The organism is Tautonia plasticadhaerens (assembly GCF_007752535.1).
GTDB classification, from domain to species: Bacteria; Planctomycetota; Planctomycetia; order Isosphaerales; family Isosphaeraceae; genus Tautonia; species Tautonia plasticadhaerens.
In genome coordinates, this window is record NZ_CP036426.1 from 3,893,827 (window position 1) to 3,914,976 (window position 21,150).

15 protein-coding genes are annotated in these 21,150 nt (G+C 73.0%); 6 read left to right on the forward strand and 9 right to left on the reverse strand.

The features are described from left to right. Positions 1-22 precede the first annotated feature (22 nt). The 5 genes from ElP_RS15500 to ElP_RS15520 form a co-directional block, all read right to left on the reverse strand. Positions 23-1,708, reverse strand: a complete 1,686-nt coding sequence (locus ElP_RS15500) for a gamma-glutamyltransferase family protein (RefSeq protein WP_197447017.1) — start codon at positions 1,706-1,708, stop codon at positions 23-25. A 224-nt stretch (positions 1,709-1,932) separates the two neighbouring features. Further along, positions 1,933-3,777 (reverse strand): FAD-dependent oxidoreductase, encoded by a 1,845-nt coding sequence (locus ElP_RS15505; RefSeq protein WP_145270770.1) that lies wholly within the window; start codon positions 3,775-3,777, stop codon positions 1,933-1,935. 82 nt (positions 3,778-3,859) lie between these two features. Next, positions 3,860-5,224, reverse strand: coding sequence for a glucose-6-phosphate dehydrogenase (locus ElP_RS15510; RefSeq protein WP_145270772.1), 1,365 nt, complete (start codon positions 5,222-5,224; stop codon positions 3,860-3,862). Positions 5,225-5,379: 155 nt separating this feature from the next. Beyond that, positions 5,380-6,882, reverse strand: a complete 1,503-nt coding sequence (locus ElP_RS15515; protein WP_145270774.1) for a DUF1501 domain-containing protein — start codon at positions 6,880-6,882, stop codon at positions 5,380-5,382. A gap of 206 nt (positions 6,883-7,088) precedes the next feature. Continuing rightward, the gene (locus tag ElP_RS15520) at positions 7,089-9,875 is read right to left on the reverse strand and encodes a PSD1 and planctomycete cytochrome C domain-containing protein (protein WP_145270776.1); all 2,787 of its coding nucleotides are present in this window, start codon (positions 9,873-9,875) and stop codon (positions 7,089-7,091) included. Positions 9,876-10,149: 274 nt separating this feature from the next. On the opposite strand from ElP_RS15520, the gene ElP_RS15525 reads away from it, so the two are divergent. After that, entirely contained in the window at positions 10,150-10,671 is a 522-nt protein-coding gene (locus ElP_RS15525; RefSeq protein WP_145270778.1) for an OsmC family protein, read from the forward strand. On the opposite strand, the gene ElP_RS15530 is transcribed toward ElP_RS15525, so the two are convergent. From ElP_RS15530 to ElP_RS15540, 3 genes are read right to left on the reverse strand one after another with little or no spacing between them, the layout of a single operon-like run. After that, the gene (locus tag ElP_RS15530; protein ID WP_145270780.1) at positions 10,648-13,674 is read right to left on the reverse strand and encodes a DUF7133 domain-containing protein; all 3,027 of its coding nucleotides are present in this window, start codon (positions 13,672-13,674) and stop codon (positions 10,648-10,650) included. The genes ElP_RS15525 and ElP_RS15530 overlap by 24 nt on opposite strands. Positions 13,675-13,690: 16 nt before the next feature. Next, positions 13,691-15,010, reverse strand: coding sequence for an amidase (locus tag ElP_RS15535; RefSeq protein ID WP_145270782.1), 1,320 nt, complete (start codon positions 15,008-15,010; stop codon positions 13,691-13,693). Positions 15,011-15,020: 10 nt separating this feature from the next. After that, a complete protein-coding gene (locus tag ElP_RS15540; RefSeq protein ID WP_145270784.1) occupies positions 15,021-15,938 on the reverse strand; it encodes an SMP-30/gluconolactonase/LRE family protein in 918 nt (305 codons plus the stop codon). A gap of 195 nt (positions 15,939-16,133) precedes the next feature. Between ElP_RS15540 and ElP_RS15545 the strand changes: the two genes are divergently transcribed. The 3 genes from ElP_RS15545 (at position 16,134) to ElP_RS15555 (ending at position 17,546) form a co-directional block, all read left to right on the forward strand. Further along, entirely contained in the window at positions 16,134-16,715 is a 582-nt protein-coding gene (locus ElP_RS15545; protein ID WP_145270786.1) for an LOG family protein, read from the forward strand. Between the two features lie 146 nt (positions 16,716-16,861). After that, on the forward strand, positions 16,862-17,101 hold the full coding sequence (locus ElP_RS15550) for a hypothetical protein (protein WP_145270788.1): 240 nt from the start codon (positions 16,862-16,864) through the stop codon (positions 17,099-17,101). Next, positions 17,085-17,546 carry a PIN domain-containing protein gene (locus ElP_RS15555; RefSeq protein WP_145270790.1) on the forward strand — a complete coding sequence of 154 codons (462 nt, stop codon included), beginning with the start codon at positions 17,085-17,087 and terminating at the stop codon, positions 17,544-17,546. The genes ElP_RS15550 and ElP_RS15555 overlap by 17 nt, the downstream gene beginning before the upstream one ends. Before the next feature lie 14 nt (positions 17,547-17,560). Here ElP_RS15555 and hemL read toward each other — a convergent pair whose 3' ends face one another. Next, positions 17,561-18,886 carry a glutamate-1-semialdehyde 2,1-aminomutase gene (hemL, locus tag ElP_RS15560; protein WP_145278463.1) on the reverse strand — a complete coding sequence of 442 codons (1,326 nt, stop codon included), beginning with the start codon at positions 18,884-18,886 and terminating at the stop codon, positions 17,561-17,563. Between the two features lie 248 nt (positions 18,887-19,134). Here hemL and ElP_RS15565 point away from each other — a divergent pair, with 248 nt between their 5' ends. Together ElP_RS15565 and ElP_RS15570 are read left to right on the forward strand one after the other, a co-directional pair. After that, entirely contained in the window at positions 19,135-19,560 is a 426-nt protein-coding gene (locus ElP_RS15565; protein WP_145270792.1) for a hypothetical protein, read from the forward strand. Positions 19,561-19,796: 236 nt separating this feature from the next. Then, on the forward strand, positions 19,797-21,131 hold the full coding sequence (locus tag ElP_RS15570; protein WP_261344436.1) for an MFS transporter: 1,335 nt from the start codon (positions 19,797-19,799) through the stop codon (positions 21,129-21,131). Positions 21,132-21,150: the final 19 nt, after the last annotated feature.

The window sequence follows — 21,150 nt, forward strand, 5'->3', positions numbered from 1 at the left end:
GGTAGCCTCCGCCCCCCCACACTCAGTACGCGCCGGCGTGGCGTCGGGCGGCGGGGTCTCCCGCCGCCTCGATGACGCCGGAGTCCGGGTCGAGCACCAGGATCGTCGGGTTCGACGCCACCGGCGGCCGGGCCCGCTCGACGAGGTGGCCCCTGGCTTCCAGCTCCTCGGCCACCTCGTCCGCCACCTCGGTGCTGAGCCGGAGCACGCCGAGCCTCGGCGGCGGCTGGCCGAACGAGCCGACGAGGTGCTCCGAATTGAACCGGGGGGAGGTGACCGCCTCCGAGGCCGACCGGCCGAAATCGATGACGTTGGTCAGGAGCTGGAGCGTCGCCTGGTCCTGGGCGTCTCCCCCGGCAATGCTGACGGCGATCACCGGTCTGTCGTCCTTCGTCACGATCGTCGGGGTCAAGGTGATCCTCGGCCGCTTGCCGGGCTCGATGACGTTGGGGTGCCCCTCCCAGGTGTTGAAGCTCTGGAGCCGGGAGCCGAGCCAGATGCCCGTGTCCCCCGCCAGCACCCCCGACCAGCCGCTCGGCGTGGCCGCCACGACGTTCCCCCCCGCGTCGGCCACGACGCAGGTCGTCGTGTCGCTCGACGGCTGGGTCCGGCCGAGCTGAACCGCCGACCGCCCCGGCTCAAGCAACGGCCCGCCCGAGGCCGGGTCGCCCGGACGACGCTCCAGGGAGGCGACCCGGGGGTCGATGAGCGAACGTCGGGACGAGGCATAGTCGTCGGAGAGCAACTCGTCGATCGGGACCTGCTCGAACAGCGGGTCGGCGTAGTACTCGTCCCGGTCGGCCATCGCCAACTTGAGCGCCTCGACCTGGAGGTGGATCGCGTCGGGAGAGTCGGGGCCGGCCCCGGCGAGGTCGAAGCCGCCCAGGATCGTCAGCGCCTGGAGCAGCGCCGGCCCCTGGGTCACGGGCCCGACCTTGTAGACCCGGTACCCCCGGTAGTCGACCGCCACCGGCTCCTCGACCCGGGAGGCGTGCGTGGCGAGGTCTTCATAGCGGATCAGTCCCCCGTTGGCCCGGGACCAGGCGTCGATCCGACGGGCGATCGGCCCCCGGTAGAAGCAGTCGCTTACCAGGCGGAGCCCCCGGAGGCGGTCGTCCGACCTCTCCTCGGCCTCGATCAGCGTGCGGAGGGTCCGGGCGAGGTCGGCGTGCCAGGGCTGCTCGCCCCGGTCGAGGATCCGGAGCGTCGGGCCCGCCACCCGGCCGAAGGTAAGGGTGCCCGAGCGTCCCAGGGCCGTCAGGCAGGCGTCGAGCGCGGCCGGGACTGCCGCCGCCTCGATCCCCTCCTCGGGGATGCCGCCCTCCTCCTCGAAATGGGCCCGGGTCGCCAGCCTGGGGGCGGCCCCCTGGCCGGCGATCGCCTCGACGACGCCCCGGTCGGCGTCGTAGATCAGGATCGGCACCTCGCCGCCGAAGCAGAACAGGTGGGCGTCGGTCACGCTCATCGCCAGCAGGGTCGCCACGGCCGAGTCGATCGCGTTGCCGCCTTCCTTGAGGATCTCCATCCCCGCCGCGGTCGCCTCCGCGCCCCCGGCGACGACGGCCCCGTTCTTCCCCGAGGCCTCCCAGCCGATCCCGAGATATTCCGGGGGCCGAGTCGGCCGGGCCCGATCGGGGCGTCCCTCATGCGACCGGACGGGCCCCGGGCTCGTCAGGAAGAGGGAGGCGACGAGGAAGGCTCGCATCATGTCCGGATTCCCCGGTTGCCGGTCGGTTCGGGCCCGCCCGCCCCCTCGATCGGGCCGGGTCGGGGTGCGACCGCTACTTGAACCGATGGGAGCCCGGGAGGCAAGGAACTGCCCTCTCCCGGCGAGGGCCCGGTCCGGGCCGGGGCAGGTCGGGGCCGGCGACCCGCCCCCGGGGATCGGCCGTCGGCCGTCCGGGATCATCGACGAGGGATCTCGACGGCAGGTCACGGGCCGTCCGGGGCGAGGGCGAATGCCCCCCGGATGAACTCCCCCCGAGAGGCGGCGTCGAGGAGGGGCCCCGTCGGCAGGCCGAGCCCCGAGGCGAGCGCCAGCCAACGCCGGCGGAGTCCGTCGTCCATCGGCTCGTCGAGCCCGGCGGCGTGGTTGGGGAAGGCCTCGTAATACTGGCCGACGATGTTCTCCCCGCGCTGCCCCGGCGTCCCCGGCACCGGGGCGAGCCCGTGCAGGCCGCCCAGCGTGCCCCACCACTGCACCGCGGCGAAGTCGGGGGCGCCGGGCGGGACGTCGCTCACGTAGATCGTGGCCGACTCGGCGGCGTGCAGCAGGCGTTGGAGTTCGGGGACGGGCACCTCGCCGACCGGCACCCCGTCTCGGATCGCCAGGTGCGCCGCGAGGCCCGAGGCCTGCCCCATCGAGGCCCAGATCGGCTCCAGCCGGAGGGCGCAGAAGCCGACGTGGGACGCCGAGCAGGCGACGGGGACCAGCAGGTTGTCGCAGTCCCCGTCTCGGGGCAGGAGCACGCCGAACGGGATCTGATAGGGGGGCACCTGCTTGTAGAACTCGCCCGAATGACGGCCGCCGAAGCGCGGCCCCTCGTGCGAGGTGCCGTGGCAGTTCGGGCCGTAGTCGCCGCAGGCGATCGCGTCGGGCCTGGGCACCGACCGGGCGTCGCCGGGGGCGTGGCCCGTGTCGTGCTCGGTGAAGACGTGGCGGCCGGCCATCCGACGGGCCTCCCGGACGTAGATCTGCTCCGGAAGGTGCCCGTGCTCGGGGTGCTCGTCCCGGCAGAAGCCCCAACGCCTCGCCTCCTCCCGGAACCGGGCCGGGACGGCGGGGTCGGTCTGGAGGAAGTAAAGCATGCCGACGTTGTGGCGCACGTGCGCGTCGAAGATGGCCCGGCGCGTCTCGGCGTCGCCCTCGGGCCAGGCGTCGTTGAGGCCGGGCAGCGAGAGGCGGACCACCTCCCGGGAGACGTCGTTGATGTCCCGTTTCCCCCGGGGGAGCGGCGGGATCTGGGCCTTGTAGACCCCCCCCCGGCTGGGACAGAACACCGAGTCGAGCGCCCCCGACTCCAGCAGCGGCACCAGCCCCTCGAACTCCTCCCGGCGGTAGCCGGGAGGCTCCAGCGGCGGGACGCGGTCCTCGGGCACGTCGGTAATCGTCAGGCGGAAGTTGTAGCCCTGGACCTGCCCGTCCGCCTCCTCGGGGGCGAGGGGCTCGCCGTATTCGGCCCGGCCCTCCCGGCCGACGCGATAGGGCACCCCCGCGGCGGCCATCAGGTCGCCCTCGTAGGAGGCGTCGATGAAGACCCGGGCCCGGACGTCGATCGGCCCATCCCCCTCGGGCCCGAACCGGGCCGCGGCGATCCGCCTCGAACCCCCCGACTCGTCGACCTCGACGCCGATCAGCCTCGTCCGCGCCCGGACCTCGATCCCCGGCCGCTCGGCGATCATCCGCTCGAAGACCAGGCGGTTGATCCCCGGCCCGGCGTGCGTGCCCCGGAACGAGGCGGCGACCTCGGGCGACCCGGCGCCGAAGGTGGCCGAGAGGTGGTCGAGGACCCGGCGGGTGAACGCGAGGTAGGTGCCGCTGAGCCCCTCGAAGGTCCGGAAGTCCGGGTGGCTCAGCCCGTTGGTCGTCATCCCGCCGACATGGGAGTAGGGCTCGACCAGCAGGACGGCCCTCCCCGAGTCGGCGGCGGCCAGCGCCGAGGCGATCCCGGACGGCGTGCCGCCGTAGACGAGCACCTGCGCCTCGATCGGCTCCGCCCCGGTCGCCGGGGAGAGCCAGAGCAGGGCGGTCGCCCACGCGAATCGTCCTCGGAGCATCGGTCGGTCCTCCCCGGTCTCGGCCTGGTCGTCGTCCGACCGCCAGGTTAACCGGGGCGCGACCGGGATTGCACCGGGGAGGTCAGCCGAGGTCGGGGCCGTCCGACCCGGCGGGGTAGTCTCGCATCGGGACCCGGCCCTCGGCCCAGGCGTGGAGGATCGGCTCGACGATCCTCCAGGATTCCTCGGCCTCGTCCCCCCGGATCGCCAGGATCGGGTCCCCCTTGATCACGTCGAGCAGCAGCCGGGAATAGGCGGGGATCTCCTGCTGGCAGCAGTCGGTGGCCAGCTCCACCCGCTCCAGGTCCAGCGGGTCGCCGGGCCCGTTGATGTTCATGCCCAGGGACATCCGATCCGGGTTGAGCTGGAAGCGGAGGACGTTCGGCTGCGGGTGATCCTCGTGGAAGGCCAGGTGCGGGACCGGGCGATAGTGGACGACGATCTCGTGCCGGTCGCTCGCCAGGGCCTTGCCCGATCGCAGCACGAACGGCACGCCCGCCCACCGCCAGTTGTCGACGAACAGGGTCACCTGGGCGAACGTCTCGATCTTCCGGTCCGGGTCGACCCCCGGCTCGTCCACGTAGTTCGGCACGGCCACGCCCTTCACCGTCCCCGCCGCGTATCGGGCCCGGGCGGTGTGCCGCTCGACCTCCTCGGGGGTGAAGTTGCGGACGGCCCGCAGCAGCTCGACCTTGCGGTCCCGCAGGTCGCGCTCGCTCATCGTCACGGGGGGCTCCATGCCCACCAGGGTGAGGAGCTGGAGCAGGTGGTTCTGGATCATGTCCCGCAGGGCGCCCGAGCGGTCGTAGTACGAGGCCCGGCCTTCGAGGGCGACCGTCTCGTCCCAGGTGATCTCCACCCGCTCGATGTTGTCCCGGTTCCAGAGCATCTCGAAGATGCGGTTGGCGAACCGCAGGCCGATCACGTTCTGGATCGTCGCCTTCATCAGGAAGTGGTCGACCCGGAAGACCGACTGCTCGGGGAACGACTCGTGCAGCAGCCGGTTCAGCCGCTTCGCCGACTCCACGTCGGAGCCGAACGGCTTCTCCACCACCAGGCGGCTCCCCTCCGGCAGGTCCAGCCCGGCCAGCGTCTCGATCGTCGGCCCGAACAGCCGGGGGGGCAGGGCGAGGTAGGCGACCACCGGCCCCCGAGACTTGCCGAGCGCCTCGGCCACCTCGTCCCGGTTGGTCACGTCGGCCTGGCGGTAGTCGAGTCGTTTGATCAGGTCGGCCACGACCCCCGGGGGGATGTCCTCGTGGAGCGTCGCCAGCCGATCGGCGATGTGCCGTCGGAAGCGGTCGACGTCCCAGTCCTCCTGCGAGACGCCCCGGATCGTCACCCCCTTGGGGAGCTGGCCCGACTCGTCGAGCCGGGCGAGGGCGGGCATCAGGTAGCGCGAGGTCAGGTCCCCCGCGGCGCCGAAGATGACGAAGTCCGGGGCCATGGCGGTTCCCTTCGGATCGGCTCGGATGGTCCGGGCGTGGGGCGGACGTCGCCCCGCCGCTCGCGTCGATCGGACCGGGACGGCCGCCCGGACGGCGATCGTGGGCCGGTCCGGCGGCGCAGCGGTGCAATCACGGTGCCGGAGGGGCGATCGGGTCAGGCGAGGATCCCCTCGATCGGCCGGCCGTGGTCGACCTCCAGCCGTTTGCGGCCCGGGATGTCGAGGCGCCTGGGGTCGAGGCCCAGCAGGCGGAGCAGCGTCGCGTGCACGTCGGTGACGTAGTGCGGGTCCTCGACCACGTGGAAGCCCAGCTCGTCGGTCTTGCCGTGGACGGTCCCCCCCTTGATGCCGGCCCCGGCGAGCCAGACCGTGAAGGCGTGCGGGTGGTGGTCCCGGCCCGTCGGGTTGACGGTCGTGTCCCGCACCTCCAGGCCCGGGGTGCGGCCGAACTCGGTGCAGCAGACGACCACGGTCTCCTCGTCCAGCCCCCGGCGCTTCAGGTCCTTCAACAGCCCGGCGATCGGCCGGTCGACCCGCCCGCACGACCGGGCGTGCAGGTCCCGCAGCTGGTTGTGCGAGTCCCACTCGCCGTAGTCGCTCAGGTAGACGAGCGTGAACCGGACGCCCCGCTCGGCCATCCGACGCGCCGCCAGCAGCCTCCGGCCGTAGACGGCCGTCTCCTCCCGGTCGATCCCGTAGAGCCGCTCCGTCTCGGCCGACTCGACGCCCAGGTCGAGCGCCTCGGGCACCGAGGCCTGCATCCGATAGGCCAGCTCGTAGGCCCGGATCCGGGCCCGGAGCTGGTCGTCCTCCGGGTACTCGACGCCGGAGAGGGCGTTGAGGTCCCGGATGAAGGCGAACTGCTCGCGCTGCTCCTCGGCCAGCACCCCCTCGGGCCGGGTCCCGAAGGGCAGGGGGGCCCCCGGGTCCAGCGACAGCTCGACCCCGCCGTGCTCGGGGCCGAGGTAGTGGGCGTCGAAGTTCTCCCGGACCCTCGTGTCGCCGTATTTGCCCAGGAAGACGAACTCCGGCAGGTTCTCGTTCAGGGTGCCGAGCCCGTAGTGGATCCAGGAGCCGATGCTCGGCTCCCTCGGGTCCAGCTTGTGCCGGCCGTGGTGGAACTGGAACTCGGCGGCGTGGTCGTTGTCGGTCGAGTACATCGACCGGACGAACGCGATGTCGTCCACGCAGGTCGCCAGCTCCGGCCACCAGTCCGAGACCTCGACCCCCGCCTCGCCGTGCTTGCGGAACCCCACCTGGAGCGGGAAGATCTGGGCATGCGTCCGGTCCTCCCCCACCACCGCCCGGGACCGCTCCCGGAACAGGGGGGAAGCGAAGGGGTCCTCGTACGGCGTCTCGGCGTAGGACTTCCCGGCGTACCGGTTCAGCGCGGGCTTGGGGTCCCAGGTCTCCAGGTGGCTGACCCCCCCCGAGAGGAAGATCCAGATGACGTTCTTCGCCCTGGGGGCGAAGTGCGGCCCGCCGTCGACCCCCATCGGCGAGGGCCCGGGGGCCGCCGCCCGGGCGATCCCGTCCCGATGGAGCATCGAGCCGAGCACCAGCCCGGTGAAGCCGAAGCCCACGTCGGCGAGGAACGTCCGGCGTCGGACCCGGCCGCACGGGGGGCCGGCGATGGGGTAGCGTCGGCGATCGGGCATGGTCGGTCCCTCCGGGTCGTGTCGCGTCGAGCAAGGGCCGCGAGTGGCCGGGTTTCCGACCCCTTAACTCCCCGCGTGCGGGGAGTGGGTCGGGGTGAGGGGGCATTCGACTTGGTCGCAGGGCCCTGGGATTCTACCGATCCCCCCTCACCCGGCCTCCGGCCACCCCCTCCCCCGAGGACGGGGGAGGGGGCGAGAACGCAACGCTATCGGATCGTCACGAAATCGTTGTGATTCAGCAGCGCATGGATGAGGTTCTCCCGGGCCCTCGCCCCCGGATCGGTCGAGGGCGGCGGGTCGATGCCCGGGGCCTCGGGCAGCTCCTCCCCGGAGAACAGCCGGGCCTGCCGGTCGAGGAATGAGGCGCTCAGGGCGTGCTCCTCGGGAGAGGGGGGCCGGGAGAGCACCCGCTCGAAGGCGGCGACGATGAACGCGTCGTCCCCCGGGTCGGCGAGCCTCGCCGAGAGATCCGGGGCGATCGTCCTCGCCATCGCCAGCGCGAGCCCGCTGTTGGCCAGCGCGAGCGACTGCTGGGGGACCACCGAGGTCGTCCTCCGGTAGCATTCGCCGGGGTCGGGGGCGTCGAACAGCTCCAAAAACGGCATCGACGCCTCGCCGTGATGCGCGAAGTACAGGCTCCTCCGCCGGTTGGTCTGCCCCTCCGACTGGTCGAGCTCCGGCCCGCCGACCTCCGGGTCGAGCACCCCGGCCACGTGCAGGAGGCTGTCCCGCACCACCTCGGCCTCCATCCGGGCCGGGCGGAACCGCCAGAGCATGCGGTCCTCCGGGTCGAGGGAGCGGCCGGGGTGGTCGGGGTCGCTCGCCTGCGAGGCCATCCGGTAGGAGGCGCTGAGCACGATCTGCCGGTGCAGGTGCTTCATCGACCACGGCCGGACCCCCGGCGTCGACGGCTCCATCAGTTCCACGGCGAGCCAGTCGAGCAACCCCGGATGCGTCGGCTCGGCCCCATTGCGGCCGAGGTCGTGCGGGGTGGCGACGATCGGCTCGCCGAAGTGCCAGCCCCAGAGGTGGTTCACCGCCACCCGGGCCGCCAGTGGGTTGTCCCTCCGGGTGATCCACTCCGCCAGCGCCGCCCGACGCCCGGTGCTCCGCCCCGGGAACGACGGCGAGAGCGGCGCGTACTCGGCCGAATCGGCGTCGATCGCCCCCTCGGCCGCCTCCAACTCCTGGCGGGCGGCGGCGACCTGCTGCCCGGCCTTGGCGATCGCGTCGGCATCACCCTGGATCTTCGCGTCGTGCTCCGCCCGCTCCGCCCGGGCGACTCCGGTCCTCGCCTGAGCCGCCGCCGCCGCCCGCTCCGCGCCCGAGGCGAGCCGGGCCGCCTCGTCCGGGTCGGCGTCGCAGCGACTATGCCGGGCATCGTCGGCGGCGATCCGCAACCGGAGGGCCTCCCGCTCCGCCTCCGCCGCGGCGACGGCGAGCCGATCGGCCCGCTCGGCCAGCCGGGCCGCCTCCCGCTCCGACTCCGCCGCATCGGGGCCGATCGCGTCCAGCCGCTCCATCGTCATGTCGAGCGCCGCCCTCGCGTCAGCCAGCGCCTGTTCCCTCGCCTCCGTCTCCTCCCGGCGGATGAAGTCCTTCAGGCCGGGATAGGAGGCCTCGGCGGGCAGGCCGATCGGCTCGACCCGGAAGTCCTCCCCGGCCAGGAACCGGGGAGGTCCGGGGGGGATCGGCGGCCGGCCGGGGACGACGTTCCGGGCCTGGCCCCTGGTGTAGAGGAAGGTCTCGGCGTCGAGCGTCTTGTCGAAGACCCGGACCATGCCCGAGGTAATCGGTTTGTACGCCTTGCCGTACTCGTAGGTCGGGTAGGGGCCCGGGTCGGGCTCGCCGGGGACCCGGTCGTGCCTCAGCTCGATCGGCTCGAAGACGGCCCGGAGGGCGAAATAGTCCTCGTGCCGGATCGGGTCATACTTGTGGTCGTGACAATGGGCGCAGTTGATCGTCAGCCCGAGGAAGGCCTTGCCCGTGTGCTCCACCGAGTCGGCCAGCCACGAGTTGTAGTTCCATCGGTAGAAGTTCCGGACGACGAAGCCGGTGGCCGGCAGCTCCTCCGGGTCGCCCGGGGCCAGCTCGTCGGCGGCCAGCATCATGCGGACCATGTGGTCATAGCCGGAGTCGTCGTTCAGCTCCCGGACGATCCAGTCGCGCCACCTCCAGATCATGGCGTAGCTGTTCAGCACGTCGGGCACGGCCCGGCGGCCGTACCAGTCGCTGTAACGCCAGACGTCCATCCAGTGTCGGGCCCAGCGCTCGCCGTGCCGGGGGTCGGCCAGCAGGCGGTCGACCTCCCGCTCGTACGCCTCGTCCGAGGGGTCTGCCAGGAAGGCGTTCAGTTCTTCCCGGGGCGGCGGCAGGCCGATCAGGTCCAGGTAGACCCGACGCAGCAGGACATGCGGAGGCGCCTCGCCCACCCGATCCAGTCCCGCCCGTTCGAGCCCCGCGGCGAGGAAGGCGTCGATCGGCCCTCGGGCCCAGCCCGCCCCGGCGTCGGGGACGGGAGGCCGGGTCGGGGGTCGGAACGACCAGTGCTCGTCTGGGTCGGGCTCCGGGGCCTCGTCGGCCGGGCCGTCGGCCCCCTGGTCGATCCACGACCGGATCAACGCGATTTGCTCCTCCCCCAGCGGTTCCCCCTCCGGGGGCATCCGGAGCACGGCGTCCTCGGCCGCCACCCGCTCGACCAGCGGGCTGAATTCCGCCTCCCCCGGCTCGATCGCCGGGCCGGAGTCTCCCCCCTCGAGCATCAGGGAGACCGTATCCAGCCGCAGCCCCGCCTGCTGTTTCAGGGCCCCGTGGCAGGCGAAGCAGCGGGCTTCGAGGATCGGCTTGACCTGGGACGCGTAGTCGACCGCCTCGCCCGCCTCCGCTCCCCCGGCCGCCGCGAGCAGGGGGACCGCCAGCAGAAGCCCCAGGGGCAGGGGGGGCCTCGTCCGGTGCGGCCGGGTCGGATCGTGCGGGAGGAACGGCCGGTCCATCGTGCGACCTCCGTCGGGCTCCGGGGATCGCGCCGCCGTGGACTGCGAGACGCGACCCGCCCGGGCCCGGGGGTTCTCCGGATCATTCTTTGTTGAACACTGTAGCCCGTCCCGCCTGTCGGTCCAAGAAGAATCGGGCGGTGGACGCGGGCGGAAGGGGTCCCGACCCCGCTCCGGCACCCCCATTGACGGCCGATCCCCCTGGGAGATGATGGGGCCTGTCGGAGCCCTGCCGCCCCTGCCGCCTGCCGCCCGCCCATCGAAGGAACTCCGGATGGACGCCGAACAGCTCCGAGCCCTCCAGGCACCGCTCAAGGCCCGATACCGCGACGACCCCGGCGTCGCCCGGCTCACCCTCTCCGCCCGGGGGACGCTCGACGGCGACGGCCTGACCTGCCGCGTCGAGACGCCCCGGGGCGTGGTCGAGGCCGGGCTCCATCCCGCGACCGGCGGCAACGCCGAGGCGGCCTGCTCGGGGGAGATGCTGCTCGAATCGCTCGTCGCCTGCGCCGGGGTCACGCTCCGGGCCGTCGCCACCGCGATGGGCCTGACACTCCGGGGCGGGACCGTCACCGCCGAGGCCGACTGGGACGCCCGGGGCACCCTCGGCGTCGACAAGTCGGCCCCCGTCGGCCTCCCGGGCGTCCGGCTCCGGTTCGAGGTCGACTCCGACGCGACCGAGGACCAGCTCGCCAAACTCCTCGCGCTCACCGAGCGCTACTGCGTCGTCTACCAGACCTTGCGGAATCCCCCGGCGCTCTCGGCCGAGATCTCAACGGCCGGCGGCGTCGGCTGAGCCGAGCGACCGGAGGTAGGCGTCCAGATCGGCGATCTCCCGGTCCGACCGGTCGTCCAGCAGGCCGGCGGGCATCAGCGAGGCGTCCGACGACCTGCGCTCCTCCACGTCGCCCGGACGCAGCAGGACCGTCTCGGTCGCGCCGGCCTGGAGGATCAGGCTGTCGGCGGCGTCGTAGATGACCACGCCTTGGTGGATGTTCCCGTCGCTCGTCGCGACCACGATCGAGCGGTAGCGGTCGGCGACGTCCCTCGACGGCAGCACGATCGTCCGGAACAGATCCTCCCGGGAGAACCGGCCCGCCACGCCCGCCAGGTCCGGCCCCACCGCCCGGTTCCCGGAGTGGCAGGCGCCGCACTGGGCCTTCTGGAAGACGCCCTCACCCCGACTCGCGTCCCCGGTCGACCAGTCGATCCCCGCCAACCGGCGCTCCCAGGCCTCCGCGTCGACCCCGTCGCCGCCGGAGAGCCGCCCGGCGAGGTCGGGGGAGTGTCGGGCGAGCCAGTCCGACCACGAACTCGGGTCGGGGCCGAGGTCCCGGCCGGTCGACCGGGCGAGGAACCGGGAGAGTCGCCGCCTCGACTCGTCGTCCGGGGCGCGTCGCAGGGCCAGGACTAGCGCGAGCCATTCCTCGGGGTCATCCGACGGCCCCAGGGCCTCCAGGGCGCCGAGCGAGGCCGAGACGGTCGACCGCTGGGTCGACCCCAGCCCGTCGGCGAACTTCGGGCGGTCCTGCGGGCTCGGGTTTCGGGCGAGGATGGGCAGGATCGCCTCGTCGAGCCCGACCTCCCCCCAGAGCGATCGGAGTGTGTCGATCGCCCAGTCGGTCGGCCGGTCGCCGAGCACGGCGACCACGTCCGCGTCCCAGGAGAACCCCGGGTCGGCCTCGGCCCGGTCGAGGAACCGGTCCGCCGAGGCGAGCCGGTCGAACCCGTCCGAGCGGGCGAACAGGGCATGGGACGCCCGGCCGAACTCGGGGTGCTCGATCATCGCCCGGTGCAGCTCGGGGTCGCGGTCGGCCAGCCCCTCGTACAACTCCGACACCCGGAGCGGCCAGTTCCGGTCCCGGTTGGCGCCCCGATCGTCCAACTTCCGGTCGAGGGCGAGCAACGAGTCGGCCACCCGGGACGTGACCTCCGGAGTCCGTGGGGCGCGCAGCCGCCCGATCACGATCAGGTGGTGCAGGTCGTCGATCGGGTCGGACGATCCGGTCAACCGCTCGGCCACGAGCTCGAGCGAGTCCGGGTGGTCGTCCTCCAGCATCGCCAGCGCCCTCGACTGCTCGCGGTCGAGCGCGAGATCCCCCGAGGGGAATCCGCTTCGGAGCCGGGCCGCGAGCGTCTCCGGCGCCTCGGGATCACCCGAGGCCGATCGGCCGAGTCGGCCGGAGTACCCCTCCCAGGCCGTGCCGATCAGGGCCGGGTCGGGCTGGCCTCCCAGCGCGACCTGCACCAGCCGGCTCGCCGCCAGCCGATCCGACGGCGACGCCCCCTCGTCTCCGAGCACTTCCGACGCGAGCCCGAGGGCGGCCTCCGGGTCGTCCCCCGCGATCCCGAACCCGAGCGTCGTCCGTTGCCGATCCGAGGTGGCCGAGGCGGCGAGTCCGACCCGGTCCCCGGGCCCGAGCCGCCGGATCAGGGCGGCCGACGCCGATCGGAGCAGGCGATCGGGATGATCCCAGTTGCCCCGGATCGCCCGGGAGAGGTCGCCCGCCGGGACGGCGTCCCCCCGACGCCCCAGCTCCACCAGCGCCCGGAGCCGCTCCAGTTCGTCGTCGGACCCCGCCGCTTCCACGATTCGATCCGTCCCCACCTCCCCCCCGATCACCCCCGCCTCCAGGCGACCGCCCGCTCCTCCCCGACGCCGCTCCGTCTCCGCGACACCGCGAGCGTCCCCCTCCCCCTCGTACCGCACCCGATAGACCGCCCCCCTCGTCCCCCTCCCGCCGATCGAGAGGAACAGGTCCCCCGACCCCGGGTGGACCTCCGCATCGGTCCAGGCGTACCCCTCCGACCCGGTGGCCCGGAGGAAGACCTCCGGCTCGGCGACGTACGACGCCCCCTCCTGCCTCGGCCTCGCGAAGAAGACCCGGCCGAAGGTCCAGTCGAGCAGGAAGAAGCCGCCCCGATACCGTTCCGGGAACGCTTCGTGCCGATAACAGACGACCCCGGTGGGAGAGCCCCGGTCGATCGGGGCGACCGGCGGCACCACGTCTTCCGCCCAGGGCGGCAGCCTCCAGGTCTCGGTCCGCTGCGGGGCGAGCCAGCCGTGATGGCCCCCGGGGACGACGTGGTAGAACCGGGTCGGCTCGTACCAGGGGAGCGAGACGCAGCGCTCGTTGTCCGAGTCGTAGGCGAAGACTTCACCATCGGGATTGAAGTCGAAGTCATAGGCGTTGCGGAAGCCGTCGGCCACGATCTCCGAGCCGCCGAAGTCCGGGGGGAAGCGGACCAGGCAGCCGGCGACCGGGTCGGCGATCGGCGAGGTCGGCAGCGAGGCGTACGACGCATCGATCCCGGCGAAGTTGCCGATCATCACATAGAGCCACCCGTCGGGGCCCCGGCGGACGGCGTGTGCGTCGTGCTCGCTCCCGGTGGTCATCGCCCGGATCAACTCGGAGGGGCCGTCCGCCCGGTCGTCTCCGTCGGCGTCCCGATAACGCCGGAGGCCGCCGTCGCCGACGACGAACAGCGAGTCCCCCTCCCGGAGCAGGCCCATCGCCCCGTCCTCGGGGCCTTCGGCGAAGGGGAGGGCGCGGTCGGCCCGGCCGTCCTCGTCGTCGTCGACGAGGATCGAGACGTAGCCCCGGCCGGAGACGATCACCCGGCCGTCCGGGGCGATTGTCAGGCACTGGATGTCGTTGGCCAGGTCGCTGCCGGCGAATTCCGACACCGAGAAGCCCGCCGGGACGCGGAGCCCGGCGACCTCCTGCGGGGCCGCACTCCCCGCCAGGGCGAACAGCAGCGCCGGGGCGAGTACCACCGCGACGGTCCGGATCCGCATCGATCGCGTCCTCCGATCAGGGCCACCCGGGGGGCGGCAACTCCGGGGCACCGGCCGCTCGCCGCACGGCCGACTCGCACCAGATCCCGACGCCGAACAGGCCCGCCTCGCCGCCCGGGCCGGGTCGGCCGACGAGCTGGAGGCCCAGCGGCAGCCCGTCGGGGTCGAGGGCGATCGGCAGCGCCACCGTCGGAAATCCGGCGAGGCTCCAGGGGGAATTGAACCGGGGATCCCCGGTCGTCTCCGGCCCGGGGGCGGCGGCGGGGGCGGCGGGGGTGGCGAAGGCGTCGACCCCGGGCAAGCGGTCGAGCAATTCCTCCCGAAGCCGATCCCGATGCCGCCGGGCCGCCAGGTAATCGACCGCCTTGAGGCCGAGCCCGTCGTCGATCAGCCGGGTGATCCGGGGAGGGAACCGCTCGGGGTGCCGCCCTCGGTCGATCCGGTGGAACGCGGCGGCCTCGGCCGCCATCAGGTGGTAATGATGACCGGCGAAGTCCTCGAAATCGTCGGGCAGCGGCACCTCGACGACGATCGCCCCGGCCTCGGCCAGCGTCGCCAGGACCCGGTCCATCGCCGACCGCATCGCCGGCGTCGCATGATCCTCGAAGAATCCCCGGAGCCGGCCGATCGTCGGCGGCGTGGCCGTGCCCCCCGGCCGGACGTCGGCGAGCAGGGCGAGGTCCCCCACCGTCCGGGCGATCGGCCCCGGGTGGTCGAGGCTCGGCGCCAGCGGCAGGACGCCCGAGAGGCTCCGGCTGCCGAAAGTCGGCTTGAACCCCGAGACGCCGCAGTAGCTCGCCGGCCGGGTGATCGACCCCCCCGTCTGCGAGCCGAGCGCCCCCAGGCACATCCCGCAGGCCACCGCCGCCGCCGATCCGCTCGACGAGCCGCCGGGCGTGCGGTCGAGATTCCAGGGGTTCCTCGTCGGCGGGGTGTCGACCCAGGCATACGGGGTCGACACCGTCTTCCCCAGGATCACGGCCCCCCGGCGCCTCAGCTCGGCCACGATCGGCGCGTCGTCGTCGGCCGCCCGGCCCGGCGCCTCGGGCACGCCGAAGGCGGTCGGCAGCCCGAGCACGTCGATGATGTCCTTGATGCCGACCGGGATGCCGGCGATCGGGCCGAGCGTCCGACCCGCCCGCCGATCGGCGTCGATCCGGTCGGCCTGCCTCCGGGCGCCCTCGAGGTCGATCACCACCCAGGCCCGGACCTCGGCCTCCCGGGCGTCGATCCGCCCCAGGCACGCCTCCAGCACGTCCCGGCAGGACCGGCGCCCCGACCGCGACTCGGCCGAGACGCCGACGATCGTCTCCTCCGGGGGGGCGAACAGCTCCATCGGGGCGGCCTCACTCCTCGTCCTCGGCGGTGGCGAGGATGAGGCCCTTCGCCTCCATCGGCACGGCGTAGACCGACGTGCGGGCGGTGATGAACAGCGTCTTGCCGTCGGGGCCGCCGAAGGCGCAGTTGGAGGGGGCCTCCGGCACCTTGATGAAGCCGAGCGTGTTGCCGTTGGGCGCCACCACCTGGATCGAGCTGAGGGCCGGCTGCGTCAGGTAGAGCACGCCCCGCTCGTCGACGGTCAGCCCGTCGCCCCCCCTCGGTTCGGTCCCCTCCTGCTGCCTCAGCTCGCAGAGCACGACCTTCTCCCCCGGCTTGCCCGGCCCTTCCAGCGGGTACGAGAGCACCTCGGGCGAGCCGGAGGGCAGCACGTAGAGGTTGGTCCCCCTCGGGCCGAGCAGCACGCCGTTGGGCCGGGGCAGGCCGACCAGGATCCGGGAGACGTTCCGCTCGGCGTCGATGTAGTAGACGGCCCCCTGCCCGGGGTCGGTGAAGTAGACGCCGCCCTGGCGGTCGAGGACCAGGTCGTTCGGCCGGTCGAAGGGCTGGCCCTCGAATGCGTCGGCCAGCACGGTGATCTCCTTCGTCTCCGGGTCGATCGCGATCACGCGCTTGGCGCCCCCCTGGCAGGCGATGATCGTGCCGGAGGGGTCGACCATCAGGCCGTTGCAGCCCTCGGAGCCCTCCAGGAAGGCCGAGAGGTTCCCCTCGGCGTCGACCTTGTAGACGGTGTTCCCCCTCACGTCGGTGAAGTAGAGGTTCCCGTCGGCGTCCGAGGCGGGCCCCTCGGTGAAGACGAGGCCGGTGGCGACCTGCCGCATCGGCCCGGTGGGGCCGACGGCCGGGATCGTCTCGGCGGCCTCCTGCGGCCCCGCCGCGGAGACCAGCGACGCGGCCAGCACGGCGACGGATGCAATCGTGCTCACGATCGGACCTCCCTCCGATTGGTTCGACCCTCGATCGAGGACGAGGACGGCAATGCCCCCCGATCCTATCCCGCCCGCCCGCCGATTCCTACGGGGTCGCCCCGCCGGTCGGACTCGCCTTCCGCCGGACGGGCCCGGGGCCGTAGGATCGCCCCGACTCGCCCCGATCCCCCCGGCCCGGCGACGGAGGTCCTCGTGCAGTCCGTGTGCGTCTTCTGCGGCTCCAGCCCCGGCCTCGACCCCGCCTTCGCCGCCTCGGCGGCCGAGGTCGGCCGCCTGCTCGCCGAGTCGGGCCGGGCCCTCGTCTACGGCGGCGGCCACGTCGGCCTGATGGGCGTCGTGGCCGACGCCGCCCTCCGGGCCGGGGGGCGGGTCGTGGGGGTGATCCCGAGGTCGTTGATGGACCGGGAGGTCGGCCACCTCGGCCTGACCGAGCTGCGCGTCGTCGGCTCGATGCACGAGCGCAAGGCCCTCATGGCCGACCTGGCCGACGGATTCCTCGCGCTGCCCGGCGGCATCGGCACGCTGGAGGAGTTCTTCGAGACCTGGACCTGGGCCCAGCTCGGCCTGCACGCCAAGCCCTTCGGCCTGCTCGACGTGCACGGCTTCTACGGGCCGCTGCTCGCCTTCCTCGACCGCCTCGTCGAGCAGCGGTTCGTCCGCCAGGAGCACCGCGACATGCTCCTCGTCGGCCGCGAGCCCGGGCCGCTCCTCTCCAGGATGCAATCCCACCGCCCCGCCTCGCCGCCGAAGTGGATCGACCGGGGGCAGGCGTAGGGCCTCGGCCTACTCTGGCCATCGGGCCGTCAACCGGCCTTCCGAACTATTCCCGCTCCAGTGCGGTCGGATTACGATGGGTTGGGGATCGGTGCGGCCGGAGGCGCTTGTCCTCGCTTGAATCCAAGGCCCCGAGGAGGATGCCCATGGCCCAGGTGACCACGGTGGAGGGGACCTACCGCAATGGCGTCGTCGAGCTGTCGGAACGCCCGACCGGCGTCACTGAGTCGGCCCGGGTGCTGGTGACGTTCCTGGACGAGGCGACCGTCGAGCGCGACCCCCGAGCGGCGATGCGAAAGGCGGCGTTCGCGGAGATGGAAGCCGGCATCGACCTCGGAGGCCCTCCCTACCCGAGTCGGGACGAGCTCCATGACCGCCGCCGATGAGCCATCGAGGACCCTGGTCGACACGAACGTCGTCGTCTATGCGTACGATCCTGGCGACCTCGAAAAACACCAGACGGCAATGGATCTGTTGCGCCGCCTCTCCGACGCGGGCCTCCTGATCTTCAGCGCGCAGATCTTCAACGAGTTCAGCAACGTGCTGCTGAATCGGCGTCGGGAACGCCCCGCGACGCCCGCCGAGGTCGCGGCCACGCTCCGGCGGCTGGCTGCCCCGGGCGAGGTCGTCCCGCTCACCGCCGGGATGACGTTGCTCGCCCTCGATGCCATCCCCCGCCACGGCTTCTCCTTCTGGGACGCCCTGGTCTGGGCCGCCGCGAGGGAGAACGGCGCCACGGTCCTGTACACCGAGGACTTCCAGCACGGCCGGGAGGTCGAGGGCGTCCGCATCGTGAATCCGTTCGTTTCCCGGGGGACGGACATCCCCTGACGTCCGGCGCCCGGTCACGCGATGGCGGCCTTCAACGCCTCCCGGGCGGCCTCGATCGTGTGGTCGATGTCCGCCTTGGTGTGGGCCGCCGAGAGGAACGCCGCCTCGAACTGGCTGCACGGGAAGTAGACGCCCCGGGCCAGCAACTCCCAGAAGAACCGGCCGAAGAGGGCCGTGTCGGAGCGCCTCGCGTCGTCGAAGTCGTGGACCGGGCCCTCGGCGAAGAAGAGGGTGATCATGCTCCCCACCCGCTGGACGCAGTGCGGCACCTTCGCGTCGGTGCCGGCGCGGCGGAGGCCGTCCTCCAACCGCTCGGTGATCCGATCGAGGTGGGCGTAGGGGCTCTCTCGCTTGAGCAGGCGGAGCGTGGTCAGGCCGGCGGCCATCGCCAGCGGGTTGCCGGAGAGGGTCCCGGCCTGGAAAATCGGCCCGACGGGGGAGACGTGGGTCATCACCGCCGTCGAGGCCCCGTAGGCCGCCGCCGGCAGGCCGCCGCCGATGATCTTGCCCAGGCAGGTCACGTCCGGGGTGACGCCGAAGTGCTCCTGCGCCCCGCCGAAGGCCAGCCGGAAGCCGGTCATCACCTCGTCGAAGAAGAGCAGGGCCCCCTCCTTGCGGGTCAGCTCCCGGAGGGCTTCCAGGTAGCCGGGCTTCGGCGGCACGCATCCCATGTTGCCGGCGACCGGTTCCAGCAGCACGGCGGCGACCTCGCCGGGGAAGCGCCGGAAGGCGTCGGCCACGGCCTCGGCGTCGTTGAACGGGCAGAGGACCGTGTCGGCGGCGGCCCCGGGGGTGACGCCGGGGCTGTTCGGGTGGCCGAGGGTCGCCACCGCCGACCCGGCCGAGACGAGCAGCGCGTCCACGTGGCCGTGATAATGCCCGATCATCTTGATGATTTTATTCCGCCCCGTCACCCCCCGGGCCACCCGGACGGCCGACATCGCCGCCTCGGTCCCCGACGAGACGAACCGGACCATCTCGATCGACGGCACCGCCCCGGCCACCTCCTCGGCGATCTCCGCCTCCCTCACCGTCGGCGCCCCGAAGCTGGACGACTTCGCCAGCGCCTCCGCCACCGCCGCGTTCACCTCCGGGCGGCAGTGGCCGAGGATCATCGGCCCCCAGGAGCCGATGTAGTCGATGTATTGATTCCCGTCGATGTCGAAGAGGTAGGCCCCCTCGGCCCGTTCCATGAACGGGGGCTCTCCACCCACCGCGCCGAAGGCCCGGGCCGGGCTGTTCACCCCGCCGGGGATGACCTTGCCCGCGCGGACGAACTCCGCATGGCTGCGGTCCAGGCGGTACTCGGGCTTCGATCGGGCGGGGGTGGTGGCGTCCATCGGCATGGCTGGATTCGTCGGTTGGGAGGGGGCGATTCGGGCGGGGCCGACTCGTCTCGCTTCGTCTCGATCGGCCGGCGGGCTCGCATGCCGCCAGCATAGCCGCCCGATCTATCCCCGTCGAGCGATCCGGCACCGAGAGGCGTGATGTCGAATCGACGCTGGCGTCCGGCGGACGGCCCGGCGATGATCGGGGTGTCCGGCCCGTGCCGATCGTTCGGTGTCGCCAAACCCCGGAGGACCGATCGATGACCTCCAGCTACGACCCCGCCGACCGAGGCGGCGGTCCGGACGGCCCCGGCCTCGGCACCCTGATGCTCCTGCTGCTCGTCGCCGCGCACGTCGGGGGCGGTTTCCTCGCCTACCAGCACCAGCGCCGCACCAGCCTCGCGCTCGATCAGGCGCAGCGAGCGGCGATGGAAGCGAATCATGCCCGGGCCCTGGCCGAGTTCCCCCGCGCCCGGGAGATCGCCGATCAATCCGGCGAGGCCGCCGGTTCGGCCCCGGAGGAGGACCCCTCCGCGATCCGAGCATCCCTGGAGGCCCAGAACGCCGCCCTCCGGGACGAGGTCGCCGCGCTCAACGAGACGATCGCCGAGCTTCGGCATCAGCTCGACGAGGCCGAGGCCGGGGACGATCCGGCCGAGTCCTCACCGGAATTCCCCTCGCCCTGATCGGGCGCCCCCTCGCGACGGCGGTCGGCCTCGGGCGCTTGACTTCGCCCCGCCCCCGGAGCACGATCCGTCCTGCGACGCCCGGCGGCGTCGGGAACTTCCCCGACGACCCGGGCCCCGTCCGGCCGACCTCGCGGAGGTGACCGATCACGACCCAAGACGACCCGAGCCCGGGGCAGGGGGCGGGGTGGGGCGACGAATCCCCCGCCGGCCGCCCCACCCGGGTCCGGTACCTCGTGCTCCTGGCCCTGGCCCTCGCGGCGATCATCTCGTACCTGACCCGGGTCTGCCTCGCGCCCGCCGCCTCGACGATCCAGGGGGAAATGGGGCTCGACGACCTGCAGATGGGCAACGTCCTCGGCGGGTTCTTCCTCGGGTACCTCTGGGCCCAGGTGCCCGGCGGGTGGCTGGGCGACCGGATCGGGGCGAGGCGGGGCCTGGCGGTCTTGAGCCTCCTGTGGTCGGTCGCCACCATCGGATCGGCGCTGGCCGATTCGGCGCAGGCGCTCTGGTGGACCCGGGTCGCGGCGGGGGTCGCCCAGGGTGGGCTGTTCCCGATCTCGGTGAAGGTGATCACCGCGTGGTTCCCGGTCGAGCGCCGGGGGATCGCCGGCGCGGTCCCCACCGCCTGCATGTCCGTCGGGGCGGCCCTGGCCAGCGGCGTCACGGTGATCCTCATCCCCGAGATCGGCTGGCGATGGGTCTTCGTCGCCTTCTCGGCCCTGGGGATCGCCTGGGCCGTCGCCTTCCTGCTCTGGTTCCGCGACCGCCCCGAGGACCATCCCGGCACCAACCGGGAGGAGCTGTTGCTGATCCGGGGGGACTGGAAGGTCGAGCCCGGCCGGGAGTTGATCGGCGACGACGAGCCGCCCCCCGACCCGGTCGGCCGGAAGCCCGGCGGCCCGATCCCCTCGACGTTCGAGGCCATGTGGAGCATGCTCCTGAGCCCCAACATGTGGGCCTTCTGCGGCCAGGGGTTCTTCCGGGCGTTCGGGTATGCCTTCTTCGTCACGTGGTTCCCCGCCTACCTGGAGCGGGCCCGGGGGCTCCGCCTGGAGGACGCGGGGTTGCTGACGATGGGGCCGCTGATCGGCGTGGTCGTGGGCAGCTTCCTCGGCGGCTGGCTCGTCGACGCGATCCTCGCCCGGACCCGGAGCGCCTGGCTGAGCCGATCCGGGCTCTCCGCCGCCGCCCTGCTCGTCTGCAGCCTGGCGAACCTGGCCGCCGCCTTCGTCACCGACCCGATCGCCGCCGTCGCCCTCATCACCGGCGGGACGCTGTTCTTCGGCCTCACCGGGCCCGCCACCTGGGCCGCCGCCATGGACATCTCCGGCGGCCGGGGCGCCCTGGTCTTCGCCATCATGAATATGTGCGGGAACATCGGCGCGATCGCCTGCCCGGTCGTCGTCGGCCTGCTCTTCGAGGCGATCTCCAGCACCGGGGCCCCCTGGGAACTCGTCCTCTATCTCTTCGCCGGGGTCTACCTCGCGGGCGGCCTCTGCTGGCTCGGGCTCGACCCGAACCGATCGGTCGTCGACCGCCGGAAGCCCGCCCCGTCCCCCGCCCCCTGAGCCCTCGTCCCGGAGGACC

Excerpts from the sequence above, each read along its gene's own strand:
- ElP_RS15515 (WP_145270774.1), bottom strand. The coding sequence starts at position 6,882 with ATGCCCGATCGCCGACGCTACCCCATCGCCGGCCCCCCGTGCGGCCGG.
- ElP_RS15520 (WP_145270776.1), bottom strand. The coding sequence starts at position 9,875 with ATGGACCGGCCGTTCCTCCCGCACGATCCGACCCGGCCGCACCGGACG.
- ElP_RS15500 (WP_197447017.1), bottom strand. The coding sequence starts at position 1,708 with ATGATGCGAGCCTTCCTCGTCGCCTCCCTCTTCCTGACGAGCCCGGGG.
- ElP_RS15525 (WP_145270778.1), top strand. The coding sequence starts at position 10,150 with ATGGACGCCGAACAGCTCCGAGCCCTCCAGGCACCGCTCAAGGCCCGA.
- ElP_RS15555 (WP_145270790.1), top strand. The coding sequence starts at position 17,085 with ATGACCGCCGCCGATGAGCCATCGAGGACCCTGGTCGACACGAACGTC.
- ElP_RS15535 (WP_145270782.1), bottom strand. The coding sequence starts at position 15,010 with ATGGAGCTGTTCGCCCCCCCGGAGGAGACGATCGTCGGCGTCTCGGCC.
- ElP_RS15565 (WP_145270792.1), top strand. The coding sequence starts at position 19,135 with ATGACCTCCAGCTACGACCCCGCCGACCGAGGCGGCGGTCCGGACGGC.
- ElP_RS15530 (WP_145270780.1), bottom strand. The coding sequence starts at position 13,674 with ATGCGGATCCGGACCGTCGCGGTGGTACTCGCCCCGGCGCTGCTGTTC.
- ElP_RS15505 (WP_145270770.1), bottom strand. The coding sequence starts at position 3,777 with ATGCTCCGAGGACGATTCGCGTGGGCGACCGCCCTGCTCTGGCTCTCC.
- ElP_RS15510 (WP_145270772.1), bottom strand. The coding sequence starts at position 5,224 with ATGGCCCCGGACTTCGTCATCTTCGGCGCCGCGGGGGACCTGACCTCG.
- hemL (WP_145278463.1), bottom strand. The coding sequence starts at position 18,886 with ATGGACGCCACCACCCCCGCCCGATCGAAGCCCGAGTACCGCCTGGAC.
- ElP_RS15550 (WP_145270788.1), top strand. The coding sequence starts at position 16,862 with ATGGCCCAGGTGACCACGGTGGAGGGGACCTACCGCAATGGCGTCGTC.